Source organism: Paenibacillus thailandensis (assembly GCF_042685365.1).
In the GTDB taxonomy this organism is placed as follows: domain Bacteria; phylum Bacillota; class Bacilli; order Paenibacillales; family Paenibacillaceae; genus Paenibacillus_AP; species Paenibacillus_AP thailandensis.
The window spans coordinates 79,297-98,148 of record NZ_JBHUMY010000011.1 but is presented as its reverse complement, the minus strand read 5'-3'; the positions used below and the strand labels follow the sequence as shown (position 1 = coordinate 98,148).

Annotated in this window: 14 protein-coding genes; all 14 read left to right on the top strand. The window is 55.7% G+C overall.

All coding sequences use genetic code 11. The annotated features are described in order from the left end of the window. Positions 1-1,727 (top strand): biosynthetic-type acetolactate synthase large subunit (gene ilvB, locus ACFSW5_RS10925; RefSeq protein WP_379272646.1); only part of this gene is annotated, 1,727 nt, incomplete at its 5' end. A 1-nt stretch (position 1,728) separates the two neighbouring features. After that, on the top strand, positions 1,729-2,214 hold the full coding sequence (ilvN, locus tag ACFSW5_RS10920) for an acetolactate synthase small subunit (RefSeq protein ID WP_379272642.1): 486 nt from the start codon (positions 1,729-1,731) through the stop codon (positions 2,212-2,214). Positions 2,215-2,406: 192 nt separating this feature from the next. Then, on the top strand, positions 2,407-3,399 hold the full coding sequence (gene ilvC / locus ACFSW5_RS10915) for a ketol-acid reductoisomerase (protein WP_379272638.1): 993 nt from the start codon (positions 2,407-2,409) through the stop codon (positions 3,397-3,399). A gap of 152 nt (positions 3,400-3,551) precedes the next feature. Next, positions 3,552-5,096: a 2-isopropylmalate synthase gene (locus tag ACFSW5_RS10910; protein ID WP_379272635.1), complete on the top strand. Its 1,545-nt coding sequence runs from the start codon at positions 3,552-3,554 to the stop codon at positions 5,094-5,096. Between the two features lie 198 nt (positions 5,097-5,294). Further along, positions 5,295-6,374: a 3-isopropylmalate dehydrogenase gene (gene leuB / locus ACFSW5_RS10905; protein ID WP_379272631.1), complete on the top strand. Its 1,080-nt coding sequence runs from the start codon at positions 5,295-5,297 to the stop codon at positions 6,372-6,374. 140 nt (positions 6,375-6,514) lie between these two features. Beyond that, the gene (locus tag ACFSW5_RS10900) at positions 6,515-7,063 is read left to right on the top strand and encodes a peroxiredoxin (protein WP_379272628.1); all 549 of its coding nucleotides are present in this window, start codon (positions 6,515-6,517) and stop codon (positions 7,061-7,063) included. Between the two features lie 177 nt (positions 7,064-7,240). Further along, positions 7,241-7,681 (top strand): GyrI-like domain-containing protein, encoded by a 441-nt coding sequence (locus ACFSW5_RS10895; protein WP_379272624.1) that lies wholly within the window; start codon positions 7,241-7,243, stop codon positions 7,679-7,681. A 188-nt stretch (positions 7,682-7,869) separates the two neighbouring features. Continuing rightward, a complete protein-coding gene (locus tag ACFSW5_RS10890; protein ID WP_379272622.1) occupies positions 7,870-8,286 on the top strand; it encodes a hypothetical protein in 417 nt (138 codons plus the stop codon). 164 nt (positions 8,287-8,450) lie between these two features. Beyond that, the gene (sigI, locus tag ACFSW5_RS10885; RefSeq protein WP_379272872.1) at positions 8,451-9,257 is read left to right on the top strand and encodes an RNA polymerase sigma factor SigI; all 807 of its coding nucleotides are present in this window, start codon (positions 8,451-8,453) and stop codon (positions 9,255-9,257) included. Next, a complete protein-coding gene (locus tag ACFSW5_RS10880; protein WP_379272620.1) occupies positions 9,251-10,726 on the top strand; it encodes an anti-sigma factor domain-containing protein in 1,476 nt (491 codons plus the stop codon). Before sigI ends, ACFSW5_RS10880 begins: the two co-directional genes overlap by 7 nt. A gap of 186 nt (positions 10,727-10,912) precedes the next feature. Further along, complete coding sequence (locus ACFSW5_RS10875; RefSeq protein ID WP_379272617.1) at positions 10,913-12,295, top strand: ATP-binding protein; 1,383 nt, start codon at positions 10,913-10,915, stop codon at positions 12,293-12,295. Positions 12,296-12,437: 142 nt separating this feature from the next. Continuing rightward, positions 12,438-13,943, top strand: coding sequence for a leucyl aminopeptidase (locus ACFSW5_RS10870; protein WP_379272612.1), 1,506 nt, complete (start codon positions 12,438-12,440; stop codon positions 13,941-13,943). A gap of 727 nt (positions 13,944-14,670) precedes the next feature. After that, positions 14,671-17,517: a 2-oxoglutarate dehydrogenase E1 component gene (locus ACFSW5_RS10865; protein WP_379272609.1), complete on the top strand. Its 2,847-nt coding sequence runs from the start codon at positions 14,671-14,673 to the stop codon at positions 17,515-17,517. Continuing rightward, entirely contained in the window at positions 17,510-18,763 is a 1,254-nt protein-coding gene (odhB, locus tag ACFSW5_RS10860; RefSeq protein WP_379272606.1) for a 2-oxoglutarate dehydrogenase complex dihydrolipoyllysine-residue succinyltransferase, read from the top strand. Before ACFSW5_RS10865 ends, odhB begins: the two co-directional genes overlap by 8 nt. Positions 18,764-18,852: the final 89 nt, after the last annotated feature.

Here is an 18,852-nt window from a genome sequence, read left to right as displayed (position 1 = left end):
CAACACTAAAGTCAAAAGAAGAGTTAAGAGAAAAAATGATGAAGCCGGAAGTGATTTCGGGTTCGGAGATTCTGCTTCGCAGCTTGGTGCTTGAAGGAGTCGAGTGCGTATTCGGCTATCCGGGCGGCGCGGTGTTGTACATTTACGATGCGATGCACGGATTCTCCGATTTCCAGCACGTCCTTACGCGCCATGAGCAAGGCGCCATCCATGCGGCCGACGGCTACGCCCGTTCGAGCGGCAAAGTAGGCGTCTGCATCGCGACCTCCGGTCCCGGGGCAACCAACCTGGTAACGGGCATTGCGACGGCGTACATGGACTCCGTTCCGCTTGTCGTCATTACGGGCAATGTCGTGTCGAGCCTGATCGGCACCGATGCCTTCCAAGAAGCGGACATTACGGGCATTACGATGCCGATTACGAAACATAGCTACTTGGTGCGCGACGTCAAGGATCTGCCGCGCGTCATCCACGAAGCTTTCCATATTGCCAATACGGGACGCAAAGGCCCGGTACTGATCGATATTCCGAAGGACGTATCTGCGGCCAAAACGCTGTTTACGCCGGTCACGGACGTGAGCCTGCGCGGGTACAATCCGACGGTTACGCCTAACAAGCTGCAAGTCGATAAGATGCACAAAGCGATCGCCGAAGCGAAGCGTCCGCTCATTCTCGCCGGAGGAGGCGTCGTGTATTCCGGCGGCCACGAAGAGCTTTACCAATTCGTAACGAAGACCGGCATTCCGATTACGACGACTTTGCTTGGTCTCGGCGGTTTCCCGAGCGGCCATGAGCTGTGGCTCGGCATGCCGGGGATGCACGGCACGTACACGGCGAACAAGGCGATTCAAAAGTCCGACCTGCTCATTTGTATCGGCGCCCGTTTCGACGACCGCGTCACGGGACGGCTGGACGGCTTTGCGCCAAACGCCAAAATCGTCCATATCGATATCGACCCGGCGGAGATCGGCAAAAACGTCGCGACGGAAATTCCGATCGTCGGCGACGTGAAGACGGTTCTGGAGCTCGCGAACCAAGGCGCGGCCTGGGCGGCGAACGCCGACGAATGGCGCGCGGAGCTGCAAGCTTCCAAAGCGCAATATCCGTTTACGTACGAGGATTCGGAGACGGAGCTCAAGCCGCAATGGGTCATCCAGCACATTCATGAAACGACGAACGGCGACGCCATCGTAACGACGGACGTCGGCCAGCACCAGATGTGGGCGGCGCAATATTACAACTTCAACAAGCCGCGCTCCTGGGTCACATCCGGCGGCCTTGGCACGATGGGCTTCGGCTTCCCGTCCGCAATCGGCGCCCAGATGGCGAACCCGGACCGCGTTGTCGTATCGATTAACGGCGACGGCGGCATGCAAATGTGCGCGCAAGAGCTTGCTATCTGCGCCATCAACAACATTCCGGTCAAAGTCGTGATCATTAACAACCAGGTGCTCGGCATGGTCCGCCAATGGCAGGAGCTGATTTACGACAACCGGTACAGCCATATCGACCTCGCCGGCAGCCCCGACTTCGTGAAGCTTGCCGAAGCGTACGGCGTCAAAGGCCTTCGCGCGACGAACAAAGAAGAAGCGCGCGAAGCTTGGAAGGAGGCGCTCGCCCATCCGGGTCCAGTCGTCGTGGAGTTCGTCGTTCGCAAGCACGAGAACGTCTATCCGATGGTTGCCCAAGGCAGCACGCTGGACGAAATGATCATGGGGGATGCGTAACATGAAGAAACATACGATTGCAGTTCTAGTGAATGACCAGCCCGGCGTTCTGCAGCGCGTTTCCGGCTTGTTCGGACGCCGCGGCTTCAATATCGAGAGCATCACGGTCGGCGCAAGCGAGGAGCAAGGCCTCTCCCGGATGGTTATCGTAACGACGGGCACCGACCAGATGCTCGAGCAGATTACGAAGCAGCTTTACAAGCTGATCGACGTAATCAAAGTCGTCGATCTTAGCGCCAATCCGATGGTCGCGCGCGAGCTCGCTTTGATCAAAGTGAGCGCCGAGCCGAACGTAAGGCCGGAAATTCTCGGCGTCGTCGAGACGTTCCGCGCATCGGTCGTCGATATCGGCACGCATTCGCTCATGGTACAAGTCGTCGGCGATACCGACAAAATCGACGCCATGATCGAGCTGATGAAGCCGTACGGCATCAAGGAGCTGTCGAGGACGGGCGTAACGGCGCTTATTCGCGGCAACGCGCGTTAACGCGTTAAGGCTTCGCCGTCGTTTAGGTTTTTTGAAAATATCAAAATTTATAAGTTTTTCGTTATTCGCACGCTGCATGGCAATACCCCGCTTTGAGCGGGAGTTTAAGAGGAGAACGCCCGATTCGTCGGGACCGGGGTCTCCGCTTAAACACCCGCTCAAATGGGTTAAATAAAAGGAGGCAATTATATCATGGCAGTTACGTTGTACTACGAAAAAGATGCAGACCTTAACGTTCTTCAAGGAAAAACGATCGCCATTATCGGTTACGGCAGCCAAGGCCACGCACAAGCGCAAAACCTTCGCGACAGCGGCCTGAAGGTCGTTATCGGCATCCGCCCGGGCAAATCCGCGGACAAAGCGAAGCAAGACGGCTTCGAAGTATTGTCCGTTGCGGAAGCGACCAAAATTGCCGACGTCGTGCAAATTCTGATGCCGGACGAAACCCAAGCGAAAGTATATAACGAAGAGATCGCCCCGAACCTGAAACAAGGCGCGGCACTCATGTTCTCCCATGGCTTTAACGTACATTTCGGCCAAATCGTTCCTCGTCCGGATATGGACGTATTCCTGGTCGCTCCGAAATCGCCGGGCCACATGGTTCGCCGTACGTATGAAGAAGGCTTCGGCGTTCCGGGCTTGATCGCCATCGAGCAAGACGCTACGGGCAATGCGAAAGCGATCGGCCTCGCTTATGCGAAAGGCATCGGCTGCACGCGCGCCGGAGTTATCGAAACGACGTTCAAGGAAGAAACGGAAACCGACCTGTTCGGCGAGCAAGCCGTTCTGTGCGGCGGCGCGACCGCTCTTGTAAAAGCTGGTTTCGAAACGCTTGTTGAAGCGGGCTACGCTCCGGAAATGGCTTACTTCGAGTGCTTGCACGAGCTGAAGCTGATCGTCGACCTGATGTACGAAGGCGGTCTTGCAACGATGCGCGATTCCATCTCCAACACGGCTGAATACGGCGACTACGTAACGGGTCCTCGCATCGTAACCGAAGAAACGAAGAAAGAGATGAAACGCGTTCTGGAAGACATCCAATCCGGCCGTTTCGCCCGCGATTTCATCCTGGAGAACCAATCCGGCCGCGCCATGCTGACGGCTACCCGCCGCAACGAGGCTGCTCATCCGATCGAGCAAACGGGCAAGCAGCTTCGCGAGCTGATGCACTGGATCAAGAAATAAGACGGCGTTCACGACAAAGCGCTGTAATCGAATAAAGCAACGCCCATAATTCGATCCCGGTCCGCCGGCCTTCTCGCCCGATCCCACGAGGGAAGGGAGTCCAAAGGCATGCGCGGCCCGGGATGATTCTGTTCCCGGAGGTGCAGGCAGCAATGCGGAAAATTTACATGTTTGACACGACGCTGCGCGACGGGGAGCAGTCCCCCGGCGTTAATCTGAATACGAAGGAGAAGGTCGAAATCGCCCTTCAGCTCGAGAAGCTGGGCATCGACCGGATCGAAGCCGGATTTCCTGCGGCGTCGCCGGGCGATCTTGCGGCGGTTAACGCCGTAGCCCGAGCGGTCAAAAACGCGTCGGTCATCGGCCTCTCCCGCTCCCGCGTACAAGACATCGATGCCGTTCGCGAAGCGCTGCAAGGCGCGGAAGACCCGTGCATCCATCTGTTTCTCGCGACCAGCCCGATCCACCGCAAGCACAAGCTGCGCATGGACAAAGATCAGGTGCTGGAGACGGCCGAGAAGGCGATCCGGTACGCCAAGCAATACTTCAACAAAATCGAGTTTTCCGCCGAGGACGCGGGACGCACGGAGCTTGATTTCCTCGTGCAGGTAACCGATATGGCGATTCGCGCCGGAGCGACGGTGGTCAACATTCCGGATACGGTCGGTTACTTGAACCCGGCCGAATACGGACATATTTTCAAAACGCTGAAGGAGCAGGTTCCGGGTATCGACAAGATCCAGCTCAGCGCGCATTGCCACGACGATCTCGGCATGGCGACGGCAAACGCTCTGGCAGCCGTGCTGAACGGCGCCGATCAGATCGAAGGCACGATCAACGGCATCGGCGAGCGGGCCGGCAATACGGCGCTGGAAGAGGTTGCGCTGGCGCTGGAGACGCGCTTCGACTACTTCGGTGCGAAGACGGGTTTGCGCTTGAACGAAATCGCGAAGACGAGCCGCCTCGTCAGCAGACTGACCGGCATGGTCGTACCGGGCAATAAAGCGATCGTCGGCGCCAATGCGTTCGCGCACGAATCCGGCATCCATCAGGACGGCATGCTCAAGGAGAAAACGACTTACGAGATCATCTCTCCGGAAACGATCGGCCTGAAAGAATCGAAGCTCGTGCTGGGCAAGCATTCCGGACGCCACGCGTTCCGGGAGAAGCTGATCGATCTCGGCTACGAATTGACGGACGAAGCCGTCAACGCCGCGTTCGCGAAGTTCAAAGACCTTGCGGACCGGAAAAAAGACGTCAGCGACGAAGATATCCGCGCGCTGCTGGAAGAGAAGTTGATCGACACGCCTGAAGTGTTCAAGCTGGAGACCGTTCAAGTGAGCTACGGCAACCAGTCGACGCCAAGCGCTTCGGTGCGTATCGTAACGGCGGACGGCGGCGTCCGCGAGGAAGCGGCCGTCGGCAACGGCTCCGTCGACGCGATTTATAACGCGATTGACAAGGCGACGGGCGAAACGGTCGAGCTGGAAGACTATTCGATCAAGTCCGTCACCCACGGCAAAGACGCGCTCGGCGAAGTGCATGTCGTGCTGCTGCAGGACGGCGTTTCGGCGTCCGGACGCGGCGTAAGCACGGACATTCTCGAAGCGAGCGCCCGCGCGTACGTCGACGCGCTTAACCGTCTCATCGACAAGCGCAAGACGAACGGGCGCCGCGACAAGATGAGCCTGATTTAACCCGAATCTACGAAATGCAGCCTTTCCCCGTCCGGGGATAAGGCTGTTATTTTTTTTTGCGATCTATTATAAGATCAGCCTATAAAGCCAATAGCTTTCATATCTTTGTTTAAACGCCGGGAATGTGATACAAATGATAATAGAATGAGAATACAGGTGAAGCGCGGACTTCACGACACGTTAAGGAGTGTATGGCAAATGGCAGAAGTAAAAAAAATCGCGGTTATCGCCGGCGACGGCATCGGGCCGGAAGTGGTCGGCGAAGCGCTTAAAGTGCTTAAGAAAACGGAAGAACTGTTCGGTTACCAATTCGAGACGGAGCACGGCCTGTTCGGCGGCATCGCCATCGACGAGAAAGGCACCCCGCTGCCGCAAGAAACGCTGGACCTTTGCAAAAAAGCGGACGCCGTCCTGCTTGGCGCCGTCGGCGGCCCGAAATGGGACAACAATCCGAAAGAGCTGCGTCCCGAGACGGGGCTGCTCGGCATCCGCAAGGAATTGGGGTTGTTCTCCAATATCCGCCCGGCAACGGTATTCGATTGCCTGAAGGAAGCTTCCACGCTGAAGCCTGAAGTATTGGAAGGAACGGACTTGATCGTCGTCCGGGAACTGACGGGCGGCATCTATTTCGGCGAGAAATTCCGCCGCGAAGGCGCGGGCGGTCAAGAAGCCGTCGATACTTGCGTCTACAACGTGCATGAAGTGGAACGGATCGTGCGCCAAGCGTTCGAAATCGCGCGCACGCGCCGCAAGAAGCTGGCTTCGGTCGACAAAGCCAACGTGCTGGAGACGAGCCGCCTGTGGCGCGAGGTCGTCAACCGGATCGCTCCGGAATACCCGGACGTCGAAGTCGAGCACGTGCTCGTCGATAACTGCGCCATGCAGCTGCTGCGCCGTCCGTCGAGCTTTGACGTCATCGTAACGGAGAACATGTTCGGCGACATTTTGAGCGACGAAGCGGCTATGCTGACGGGCTCCATCGGCATGTTGTCGTCGGCTTCGCTGGGCGAAGGCAGCTTCGGCCTGTACGAGCCGGTGCACGGATCGGCTCCGGACATTGCGGGACAAGGCATCTCGAACCCGATCGCCACGATCCTGTCCGTCGCCTTGATGTTCCGCTTGTCCTTCGGCTATCACGAAGCGGCCCAAGCGATCGAAGACGCCGTCAAGGAAGTGCTTGACGCCGGCCACCGCACGGGCGACATCGCGGTAGACAAGAGCAAGGCGGTCGGAACGGCGGCAATGGGCGATCTTATCGTCGCAGCCATGAAAAAATAATTAATCCTATTCAATTATAATGATTATATAAAGCAATTTTGTGCAATACTTTATTTTTGCCAACATGTTACATTAACGGATAAAGTCGTTTCGCTGACAATTTTTGTAAGTAACAAGAAATCGTAAGGAGGCACATTCATATGGCAGATCGTTTGGTTGGCCGTCCAGCGCCGGATTTTACGATGGAAACGGCAACGGGTGACGGCAAAGGATTCGGTACGGTCTCTCTTTCGGATTACAGAGGCAAATGGCTTGTCCTTTTCTTCTATCCGCTGGATTTCACGTTCGTATGCCCGACGGAAATTACGGCCCTTAGCCTTGCCGCCGAAGAGTTCAAGAAGCTGAACACCGAAATTCTGGGCGTCAGCGTGGACAGCAAGCACAGCCACCGCGCTTGGATCAACACGCCTGTCGCCGACAACGGCCTCGGCACGCTGAACTTTCCGCTTGCTGCCGACCTTACGAAGAAAGTCGCAAGCGACTACGGCGTTCTGATCGAAGAAGAAGGCGTTGCGCTTCGCGGCCTGTTTATCATCGATCCGCAAGGCGAAATCAAGTATCAAGTCGTTAACCACAACGACGTCGGCCGCAGCGTAGACGAAACGCTCCGCGTCCTCCAAGCGCTGCAATCCGGCGGTCTGTGCCCCATGAACTGGCGGCCGGGCGAGCAGCATCTGGTTGAGAAATAAGACAAGCTTTTCCGGATTTTAACCCGTGCTCATAAAGCGCGGGTTTATTTTTTTGTATGGCTGTTTCTTGTTCCGTTTCGTTCTAGAGGAAGCTGCGATGGCGGGGACGAATAAGAAAGATAGACAAGCAGGACGAGAAATTGAAGGTTATTATTAGCCGATGGAGGTGCGGTGGAAATGCAGCCCGTGTTAACCGAATTTCAGAAACGCAAGGTTGTGGGCGTCGGAAGTATCGGCAGCCCGACCAATCCCGGGGATGTATGGCCTGTTTTGTTCGCCAGATTGGAGGAAGTACCCGGCCGAGTCAATCGGCTGGAGACGATCGGATTGATCAAAAGAAACGAACATGGCTACATAGCGGGCGTGGAAACGGAGTTATTAAGCGAAGTGCCGGAAGGAATGGTCGCCTACGAGATCCCGGCCGGGAAATATGCGGGAATCACGCATAGGGGACCGTTAAATCAATTGAAATCAACGTTTGAAAAGCTCGTCGGCTGGCTGGCCGACAACCGTTACGATCCGTACGACGCCGTGTTTTTCGAAGTATACGATCATAGGTACAAAGACGATAACAACGACAGCGAATTCGATATATTCGTCCAGCTGAAACAAGTTTGAACTTGCTGCGGGAGACGCGCATGATAGGACTAAAGTACCGGTCCTTTAGCCGCTTTTTGTCGTCTGGTCGAAGTTTCTTGAAGGAATCAGGGTCTGCGGCGGCGAATAAAATAGCCATAGAGTGAATCAGACCATGCATGCAAGTTTGTCGGTGAGATACATTAGTGAACCTTGGGAGGGATTGCCCGATGAGTTTCTGCTGTGGTGCCAGTATGATTGGAACGAAAGGGACTTTAAAGCATGTCCGCACGCACATTCACAATGTTCCGATAATGTTTTGCCCGGTATGCCATCGTGTCGAGATTCATTACTTGGTTGAAAGCGAATATGAGATATTGGCCGAATATGCCCATAGCGACGGCGCTTCCGAGGTTGACTTTCAGGAATACGTCGAGAAGAAGCATCCGTCGTTATACGAGAACTGCGTCAATAACGAAGACGAAAGTCCGATGGAGATCGTAGACAGCCAGATTGATATAGCGCTGGACCTGCTTACCTTTGCGAAGCAAATCGGCGATGCGGAATGGGAGCAGGAGCTTAAGAACAGGCTTGCCATGCTGAACGGCAGACGCAATAAGCTAAGGCAAAAGCGCACGTCGGCTTAATATCCGGCATCCGCAGCAGAGCCGGCTTTAGCGCGTTGAAGACGAGCCCGACACCGCCTCCGTGAGGGGGCTTTTTTTGTTTCTAAGTCGTCCGCTATCGCTTACCCCCATAAGCGGTGAGGGCCGGCCGAATGGTATAGAAAGAGGTGGAGCTTTTGATTTTGATGTTGTTCAAACGGTTTTTTCGTAAAGCTTCCGCCGATCCGGCAACGGAGCCGGCGAAAGACGACTCTCCCGAACAACAGGTGTTATGCATTGCGCAAGGCGACGAACAGCTGCGCGAGCATTTTATATATAGCTATAAGCCTTTTATTCTAAAAACGGCAAGCCGTTTCTGCAAAAAGTACGTCAATCCGGAGAAGGACGACGAATTCAGCATTGCGTTAATGGCGTTTAACGAAGCGATTAACCAATATTCTCCGTCCGCGGGGAAGTCGTTTCTCGGGTTCGCCGAAACCGTTATCCGCAGAAGGTTAATCGATTACGTCCGCAAAGAGCAGAGGCATGCGGTCGTGTCGGCCTACAGCGCGTACGAGCAGGAAGACGAGGAGCGTCAACTGTACAATCCGCTCGAAGTCAAACGTGCGCTTCAGCATTACGACTTTGCCCGTGTCGCGGACGAAAGGCGGATGGAAATCGGAGAATTTAACGAAGAGCTCCGAAGTTACGGCATCACGTTTGCGGAGCTTGTCGAATGCTCCCCGAAGCATGCCGATTCGCGCCGGATGCTGATGGACATCGCGAGAACGCTAGCCGAGGACGAGAAGCTGATGCGCGCATTGCAAACGAAAGGCAAGCTGCCGGTTAAGGAATTGACCGATGCTTGCGGGGTTTCGAGAAAAACGATTGAACGGAACCGGAAATACATTATTGCGTTATGCTGCGTCATGACCGGGGCCTATCCATATTTGCGGGATTATTTGAAGGTCGGCGGAGGGAAGGACGAAGAAAGAGAGGAGATCGAATGTTGAGACGCGGTGTCGTGATGGAAGTGAATAGAAGTCATATCATCGTCATGACGGCGGACGGACAATTCGTCAAAGCCAAGCTTTCCGGAAACCCGGGAATCGGCGAAGAGATCGTCTATGAACCGTACGCGGCCAAATTTGCGGCAGGCAAAAGCGTTTGGTTGTCCGGCTCGGCGGCCGCCATCGTGCTGATTCTTATTCCTCTGCTTCTGTTCGTGCAGCGCCCTCACCCGGTCGTTGCTTATTTGAGCATGGACGTGAATCCAAGCATCGAGATCGGCGTGGACGAGGACCGGAACGTCCGGGAGCTTGCGGCGCTCAATGAGGACGGCAAGCCGATCATCGAAGGCGTCGATTATAAAGGCAGACCTGTGGGCGACGTTGTAGCCGCCGTCATGGACCGCATGGTGGATGCTCATTATTTGGACGTGAGCAACAAGGACATCGTTATTACAAGCGTTTTGCTGGATGAGGAGAACAGCGTTCTGGAGCAGCTTGAATCGTCGATAACCGATATCGTCAACCGGTCGGTGGACGACGTGTTGGCGAAAGCGACGGAGCAGACCGGATCGGCTAATGTCGTCGTCCTGCAAGCGCCCACGGAGCTGCGGGATGCCGCGACGGAGCTTGGCGTTTCGTCCGGGAAGCTGGCCGTCTACCTGATCGCCAAGGAAGAAGGCTACGATATCGGGCTCGACAGCCTGAAAGAAGCCTCGATCGATAAAGTGACGGAGAATGTCGGCGGCGTTCCCGCTATTGTCGCCGATTCCGAGCTGGCAAACAGAGAAGGGCTGAAGGAGCTTGTCGAGAAGGAGGGGCTTACCGCTACCGCCAAGGAAGAAGGAGGGACGAAGCTGCCAGCAGCCCCGTCAACGCCCGCGGCAACGGCAACGCCCGCATCGGCAACCGCGAAACCGGCAAAAGCTTCGACCGTCAAGCCTGCGGCATCGCCCCAAGCGAATGAGGACAAGGGCAAGGGCAACAACGCATCCAAGCCGGCAAAACCGTCAAAGCCGGACGGGTCTGCAAAGAACGGCTGGAAGGATTGGCCAAACAATAACGGCAATAAGAACGGCGGCAACAACGGCTACAATGGCAACAATGGCTGGAGCGGAAATAAAAATAACGGCGCTAATTCAAGCATCTGGGACAGAAACGATGACGGCCGTAACGACGACGACGAAGAGCGCTCTTGGAACAATGGCCGTAACGACGACGACGAAGAGCGCTCTTGGAACAATGACCGTAACGATGACGACGAAGATCGCTCTTGGAACAATGACCGTAACGATGACGGCGAAGAGCGCTCTTGGAACAATAATCGTAACGATGACGACGATTGGCGGGACCGCGATTCCGATGACGAGGAAGACGGCAAAGGCGACGCTTCGTACGGAACGGATAAAACGAAGGATAGGAACAAGGACAAAAACCAGGGCTACGATAAAGATAGAAACAAGGATGACGACTAAAGGAGCGATGGAACAAACCGGCGCCGCGGCTTGACGGCCGTATGGTTATAAAGACCTTGCGGCGCAAGCCGAAAAAGACTTCGCAAGAATCACATGGTTCGACATTATTCTCCGTTGACACCGATGAATTTGGAAATTTATGATTAGAGAGTATGAGAACAAAATAAGCAACGGGGAGGCTATTGCATGCTGGCGATTCAAAAACGCTATTTCCCCGCACTTGCGGAATACATCCGCGAAGGCAAGGAGTCTTCTCTTCACCAGGCCCGGAGAATGGGACAGGAGCTGCAAGGATCCGATCCCGAGGAGCTCCTTGCTTTGCATGAAGAAAGCATGCGAATACTGGTTGCCAATGTCGAGACGGAAGAAGCGCTCAAGCTGTACAACCGCTCCGTCTATTTTCTGATCGAAGCGATGGTAGCCTATCGCCTGCACGCGGAAGAGCCCGACGGGGCGAACGAACAGAAATTTTCGGAAATGCGGGAGATGTTGTATCGATCCAACCGGTCTTTTGAAATGGTTAAAAATAAATACGAAAACATATTGCAGCATATGGACAGCGGCATCGCTTTGTTTGACAGCGAGGGCATTCTGTCGTTTATTAATTTGCAAATGGCGAAGCTGCTCGACATTCCCCGGCGGTCCCTTGTCGGCTGCAACTTGATCGAAATTTTGCGGCACAAGCAGCTCGACCGCTCGAAGAGGAAAATTATTTTAAGGCTGTACAAGGAAATATCGATTCGGCACAGCCGTTATTTCGAGCTGGAGGATAAGGACGGAAGCCATTATTTGGTGACGGTCACTTACGGCGACCAGCTGGAAGGCGATTTTCTCGTCAGCGTAAAAGACGTTTCGGAGTACAAAAAAATTGAACAAACCGCCCTGCAAAACGATAAGCTGGCCATCCTGGGCCGAATTTCGGCGGGCATCGCACACGAAATCCGCAATCCGTTAACCTCGATTCGCGGCTTTATTCAGCTGCTTCGGCCTTTTTTGGTTCAGCTGGGCAAAGAAGAATACGCGCGGATCATTCTCGCAGAGATAGACCGGGCTAACGATATCATCTATGAATTTTTAAACTCGTCCAAGCCTTCAGCCCCCATGAAGCAAAATATTTCCATCGTCGATTTGATAAAAGAAATCGTTCTGCTGGCGGACAGCGAAGCGCTTATGCGCAACTGCCAGATTAATATGGAGACTTTCGGAAACTCCGACGACCTGCGCGTTTCCGTCGATGTCAAGCAGGTGAAGCAGGTCATACTGAATATCGTCAAAAACGCGTTGGACGCGATCGAGGAAGTAAAGGAGCACCGCAGAGGCTGCATCGACTTGGTCACGCGCCTTGACGGGCGTTACGTCGAAATTATGATTCGCGATAACGGCAAAGGGATGGATCGCGCGACGCTCAATCGGCTTTTCGATCCGTTCTTTACGACGAAGGAATCCGGAACGGGGCTTGGCCTCTCCGTCAGCTATCGGATTATCCGCAATCATAACGGATTTGTCCGGGTTGACAGCGAGGTGGATATGGGCACGTCCTTTTTGATTTATTTGCCATTAGCCGATTAAACGGGTAAAATTTTTGGAGTCGGGCTTAACGGCGCTGTCGGCACTGTCGTCAACGGCTGACGACGAGCCGTTTTGCATTGAATTCATATTTGAAAATGGGCTAATGTCTTGCACAAGGACCGTTTCGGAAAGGAAGAAAAGAATGGGCGTCACTTTTACATACGGATGGAACGGAGAGCAGCCAGCAGCCATAGACGCTGTGCTGCGTTTTATCGGGCCGGGGGAGCTTGAACGGGAAGGAGCGGCTTGGGTGCGGCCCGAAATCGACGCCGCCCTTCGAACGGCCGTATCCAAAGGGATATTCAAAGGAGATACGGCTCAGACGGAAACCTATCCGACGTTTGGCTTGCATTCTGCAGGCTATGTTGTTTTTGCGGGGCTGGCCGACGACGGAGGAACCGACGAGCTTCGGCTCTCCGCAGCAGCGGCGGCCAAGGCGTTAAAGCGGATTAAAGCGTCAAGCGTTTCCGTTATTTGCGATTCGGCCGCAATCGCCCGCTGCGGCGCCGAAAGGTTCGGACAAGCTTTGGCCGAAGGGCTGCTGCTGGCGCTGCACGAGCGGCTGCCGCTTAAGCGGGAAGCGGCTAAGCGGCATGTACTGGAGAACGTTCATCTTGTCCTCGATCCGGCCGCTAATCAGGCAGCAGCGCCAGCCGGCTTGGAGTCCGGGGTGAAGCGGGGCGCGGCTTACGCCGAAGGCGTCTGCTACGCGCGGGATTTGACGAATATGGCCGGCAATGAGCTGACCCCCGAACGGCTCGCCGCGTTTGCGGAAGATTTGGCCCGGGATTACGATCTGGACATTGAAGTGATCGACGAGTGGATGGCCGCCGAACAAGGAATGGGGGGACTGCTTGCCGTCGGCAAAGGCAGCGTGCACGAGCCGCGCATGATCGTTTTGTATTATGAAGGCGCTCCGGGAAACAAGCAGACATGGGGGCTGATCGGCAAAGGAATTACGTTCGATACGGGCGGCATCTCGCTGAAGCGGGCGGCAGGCATGGAAGAGATGATATCGGATATGGGAGGCGCCGCGGCGGTGTTGGGAGCGATGCGGATCATCGGCGAGCTGAAACCCGAGGCGAACGTTATCGCCGTTATTCCGGCCGCCGAGAACATGCCTTCCCATCGCTCCTTTAAGCCCGGGGATATTATCCGGATGATGAACGGCTTGACCGTTGAGGTGGTGAACACCGACGCCGAAGGGCGGATCGTGCTTGCGGACGCGATGACGGCGGCTATTCGGCGCGGAGCCACCAAGCTGGTGGATGTCGCGACGCTCACCGGCGCGGTCGTCAGCGCCCTCGGCGATCACGTGACCGGAGCGGTGGCGAACGACGGCGGTCTGCTGCGCGAAGTCATCGCGGCCGGGGAGAAGGCGGGCGAGCGCATATGGGCGTTTCCGTCCTATCCGGAATATGTGAAGCAGCTTAAAAGCGAAGCGGCGGACTTGAAAAACGGCAGCGGCCGGTACGGAGCGGCGATTACGGCCGGGCTGTTCATCGGCGAATTCGCCGAAGGCTTGCCCTGGGTTCATCTCGACATCGGCGGCACCGCTTTTATCGACAAGGCCAGAGGCTGGGAGCCCAAGGGCGCAACCGGCGTCATGACCAGGACATTGGCGGAATTGGTGCAGGCGTTCGATTGAAGCCGTGGAACGGGGGCAGGACCCCGCTCGCGCTTCGGGAGCGCGCGTATCGCGCGTGAGCGCCGGGGGAGCCGTCTCGGCGATGAAAGAATGTTTAAGCCGAGAGGCCTCGTCTTGGACGGCTGCTTGCCACGCGGGAGGGTCGATTCATGCTGGGGGCGCTCGATTGGCGATCCGGCTACCGAGCCGGGTATAAGGTATTACCTTGTACCCGGTTTTTTATTTGTTTCGCGGGCCGCCGTAAGAGCGCTTCATAGGCCGCTTTTTGAGCTGTTTCGACAAAATCATACGGACCTTCATTGCGCTTCGAAGCTCCGATCGCCCGACGGCGGGAGCGCAATAGGCCAGCCGTTGTCAGTCTATGATAACAACCGGCCTATTCATGGATATACTATGATATGAAGGGGCTTTTTTCATGCTTGGACGATATAAATTCAATCTCGGTAAGGCATTGATTTATAGGGATAAACAAAGTTCGTGTGCCTATTATGCTCCTTGGAGATAGATCCATTCGCAAATCGAGATAGCTTTTTCTCAAAAAAGAGTTAGAATCAAAGAAAAAGCAAAGAATTGAAAGCATTTTGAATGTTTGCTTTGAGCGGCTTGCCGGCAACTCCAATCATTCTTGTAAAGCCTCTCAAATGGAAGTTGAAGCGCTTTATTTTTTTAACTACAATGAAGTTGGTTGTCACTACGTTTCTCATGAAGAGAGTGGAGGTCTTCAGCAATGAACACCGATGATTGGCATGATTCGCCATGGAGCAGTTATTACGGTCCCAATCTTGGCTATGTGCAAGAGCAATATGAGCGATATTTGTCAGATCCTGAATCCGTCAATTCGACTTTCCGCGAGCTGTTTGCCGCATGGGGGGCACCTCCGGCCGGCGGAGCGGCTGCTGCCGTTTCCGGGTCTGCGTCCGTGTCCGGCGCGCTTAACGATCCGGCGGCGCTGAAGAAGACGATTGCCGCCCACAAGCTGGTATCCGGCATTCGCCGTTACGGTCATCTGGCCGCGAATATTTATCCGCTTGAAGAAGATCAGAAGCGCGGAACAAGCAAGACCGATCCCGCAACCTACGGATTGACGAAAGCGGATCTGGCGTCGATTCCCGCTTCGCTGATTTGGGATAACGCGCCGTCCGATATTGTGAACGGTTGGGACGCGGTCCAGCGTCTGACGGAAATTTATACGAGCAAAACCGCATATGAGTTTTCACATATTCAAGATGAAGACGAACTGAACTGGCTTACACGCCAAGCTGAAGCATCCTCGTTTTCCATGACCCGCGAGGAACGTGCGGAGGTGCTGGAACGCCTTATCCAGGTCGAACAGTTCGAGAGCTATTTGCACAAGACGTTTGCCGGACAGAAGCGCTTTTCGATCGAAGGCGTCGACATGCTCGTGCCGTCCATGGAAGCGGCGATCCGCTTGGCGGTTTCGGACGGGGCCAAAGACGTGCTGGTCGGCATGGCGCACCGCGGCCGGTTAAGCGTGCTTGCGCATGTCCTGAATAAGCCCTACGAGAAAATTATGGGCGAGTTCTATCATCCGCCTCTTACCGTCACCGATCCGGCCGAACTGGAAATCAGCTTCGGTTTCTCCGGGGACGTTAAATATCATCAAGGCTGGAAGCATCAGATCAAGGACGGCGATAAAGTCAAGGCGACGATTACGCTGGCCAACAACCCGAGCCACCTTGAAGTGGTCGATCCGGTCGTGGAAGGCTTCTCCCGCGCGGCGCAAGAAGACCGCACGCAGCCGGGCTTCCCGCGTCAAGATTTCAGCAAGGCGTTGGCTATATCGGTTCACGGCGACGCCGCTTTCCCCGGCGAAGGGGTCGTTACCGAAACGCTGAACTTAAACAATCTGCGCGGTTATACGAACGGCGGAACGCTTCACATTATCGCCAACAACCGTCTCGGCTTTACGACGAACCCGGAAGACTCCCGCTCGACGCTTTATTCGAGCGACGTGGCGAAGGGCTTCGAGATTCCGATCATTCACGTCAACGCCGACGATCCGGAAGCCTGCATTGCGGCCGTGAAGATCGCTTACGAATACCGGAAGCTGTTTAAGAAGGATTTTGTGATCGACTTGATCGGCTACCGCCGTTACGGCCATAACGAAGGCGACGATCCGGACGCGACCCAGCCGCTTGTTTACGGCAAAGTCCGGAACCGTCCGACGGTCGCGACGCTGTACGCGGACCGGCTGCTGGCTGCCGGAGCCGTTACGCAAGAGCAAGTCGATGCCATGAAGCGGCATTCGACGGAACGCCTTCAGAAGGCTTACGAGCAAATGCGCGAAGAAGCGGCGCACGATCATCACCTGCCGGTCTTCCCGGTTCTGTCGGATTTGCAGGTATCGACGGCCGTGCCGCTGGAGCAGCTGCGCGAATTGAATCAGGAGCTTCTGAAGCGTCCGGAAGGCTTCACCGAATATTCGAAGCTTTCCCGCATTCTGCAGCGCCGCGGCTCGATGCTGGACGAAGGCGAGAAGGTGGATTGGGCGCTTGCCGAGACGCTTGCGTTCGCGACGATTCTCGCGGACGGCACGCCGATCCGGTTGACCGGCCAAGATTCGGAGCGCGGAACGTTCGCCCATCGCCATATTATGCTTAACGATTACAAGACGGGCGAGAAGTTCTCGCCGCTGCACGCGCTGCCGCAGGCGAAAGCTTCCTTCGCGGTGCACAACAGCCCGCTCACCGAAACGGCCGTTCTTGCGTTCGAATACGGCTACAACGTATTTTCGCCCGAAACGCTTGTCATGTGGGAAGCCCAATTCGGCGATTTCGCCAACATGGCTCAGTCCATATTCGACCAATTTATATCGGCAAGCCGTTCGAAATGGGGAGAGAAATCGAATCTGGTCGTTCTTCTTCCGCACGGTTTCGAAGGCCAAGGTCCGGAGCATTCCAGCGCCCGCCTGGAACGTTATTTGCAGATGTCGGCCGAAAACAACTGGACGGTCGCCCATCTGTCGAGCTCGGCCCAATATTTCCACCTGCTCAGAAGACAAGCCGCGCAGCTTGGAACCGAGCATGCCCGTCCGCTTATTCTGATGACGCCGAAGAGCTTGCTTCGCAATCCGCGGGCCGCGGCTCCGGCCATTCAGTTCAGCGAAGGATCGTTCCAGCCGGTTCTGGCTCAGCCGGGACTCGGGATGCAGGAGAAAGAAGTGAAACGGCTTATTTTGTGCAGCGGCAAGGTCGCGATCGATCTCGAAGAGGCGTTGCCGGCGGAAGGCATGGAATGGCTGCACATTCTGCGCGTAGAGCAGCTGTATCCGCTGCCTCAGAAAGAAATCAAAGCGGCGTTCGACCGGTACAAAAACGTTGAAGAAATCGTATGGGTACAGGAAGAGCCGAAAAACATGGGCGCTTGGACGTATATGGAACCGCGGCTTCGCGAGCTTGCTCCTCAAAAAGCGGCAGTGCGCTACATCGGCCGTCCGGACCGTTCCAGCCCGGCTGCAGGCTCCCCGGACGTACACGCAGTAGAACAAAAATGGATCGTAAACACGGCATTAAACGGCGAAGCATACGTCAAGGGGGTAAAAGCAAATGTCTGATATCATCGTACCAAGCTTGGGAGAATCGATTACGGAAGGCTCCATTTCCAAATGGCTCGTCAAGGTAGGGGATTCCGTCAATCAAGGCGACGTTCTGCTTGAGCTTGAAACGGATAAAGTCAATATTGAAATCAGTTCGGAAGAAAGCGGCGTAATCGCCGGCATTCTGAAGCAAGAAGGAGACACCGTAAACGTTGGCGAAGTGATCGGAACGATCGGCGCCTCCGCCGGCGGAGCGGCTCCTGCAGCCGCTCCGGCGGAAACGCCTGCAGCGCCGGCACCGTCCGCAGCCGAACCAACTCCGCAAGCCGCCGGTACGGCGGCCGCGGCTCCGGCATTCGTACCGTCCGCAGCCTCCAAGGACGTCATCGCGTCGCCTGCCGCCCGCAAAGCGGCACGCGAGCAAGGCATCGACCTGGCCCAGCTGAAAGGCACGGTAGGCACCGTTCTTGCCAGCGACGTTCGGGCCGCCGGACAAGCACCGGCGCCTGCGCCTGCACCTTCGGCCGCTCCCGCAGCGCCTGCCTCGGTATCCCCGGAAGGCAAACCGGTTGAGCGTATCCGGATGTCCCGCCGCCGCGCCACGATTGCGAAGCGGCTTGTGGAAGCGCAGCATACGGCTGCGATGCTGACGACGTTTAACGAGGTCGATATGACGGCGATTATGGATATCCGCAAACGCCGCAAGCAATCGTTTACGGAAAAGCATGAAGTAGGCCTCGGATTTATGTCCTTCTTCACCAAAGCGGTTGTCGGCGCGTTGAAGCAGTTCCCGCTGCTGAACGCCGAGATCGACGGCGAAGATCTGATCGTGAAGAAGTTTTACGATATCGGCATTGCCGTATCGGCGAAGGAAGGACTCGTCGTTCCGGTCGTCCGCGACGCCGATCGCTTGAGCTTTGCCGAAATCGAACGCTCCATCAGCGATTTGGCGAAAAAAGCTCGCGCCAACCAGCTCGCCTTGTCCGACCTGGCGGGCGGCAGCTTTACGATTACGAACGGCGGAACGTTCGGTTCGCTAATGTCGACGCCGATTTTGAACGCGCCGCAAGTCGGCATTCTCGGCATGCACAAGATTCAATGGCGTCCGGTTGCCATCGATCAGGAACGAATGGAAAACCGTCCGATGATGTACATCGCATTGTCTTACGATCACCGGATCGTAGACGGAGCGGAAGCCGTCCGCTTCCTCGTCACGGTGAAGGAAATGCTCGAGGATCCGGAACAATTGCTTCTTGAAGGTTAATGCGAACTTATAAGCAAAAAGCGAATACGATAGGAAACGGGCTGTCCCGCAAGTGTCATTGAAGATGACTCGCGGGACAGCCCGTTGTT

Coding starts and splice junctions, on each gene's coding strand:
- ilvN (WP_379272642.1), top strand. CDS start 1,729: ATGAAGAAACATACGATTGCAGTTCTAGTGAATGACCAGCCCGGCGTT.
- ilvC (WP_379272638.1), top strand. CDS start 2,407: ATGGCAGTTACGTTGTACTACGAAAAAGATGCAGACCTTAACGTTCTT.
- ACFSW5_RS10910 (WP_379272635.1), top strand. CDS start 3,552: ATGCGGAAAATTTACATGTTTGACACGACGCTGCGCGACGGGGAGCAG.
- leuB (WP_379272631.1), top strand. CDS start 5,295: ATGGCAGAAGTAAAAAAAATCGCGGTTATCGCCGGCGACGGCATCGGG.
- ACFSW5_RS10900 (WP_379272628.1), top strand. CDS start 6,515: ATGGCAGATCGTTTGGTTGGCCGTCCAGCGCCGGATTTTACGATGGAA.
- ACFSW5_RS10895 (WP_379272624.1), top strand. CDS start 7,241: ATGCAGCCCGTGTTAACCGAATTTCAGAAACGCAAGGTTGTGGGCGTC.
- ACFSW5_RS10890 (WP_379272622.1), top strand. CDS start 7,870: ATGAGTTTCTGCTGTGGTGCCAGTATGATTGGAACGAAAGGGACTTTA.
- sigI (WP_379272872.1), top strand. CDS start 8,451: ATGTTGTTCAAACGGTTTTTTCGTAAAGCTTCCGCCGATCCGGCAACG.
- ACFSW5_RS10880 (WP_379272620.1), top strand. CDS start 9,251: ATGTTGAGACGCGGTGTCGTGATGGAAGTGAATAGAAGTCATATCATC.
- ACFSW5_RS10875 (WP_379272617.1), top strand. CDS start 10,913: ATGCTGGCGATTCAAAAACGCTATTTCCCCGCACTTGCGGAATACATC.
- ACFSW5_RS10870 (WP_379272612.1), top strand. CDS start 12,438: ATGGGCGTCACTTTTACATACGGATGGAACGGAGAGCAGCCAGCAGCC.
- ACFSW5_RS10865 (WP_379272609.1), top strand. CDS start 14,671: ATGAACACCGATGATTGGCATGATTCGCCATGGAGCAGTTATTACGGT.
- odhB (WP_379272606.1), top strand. CDS start 17,510: ATGTCTGATATCATCGTACCAAGCTTGGGAGAATCGATTACGGAAGGC.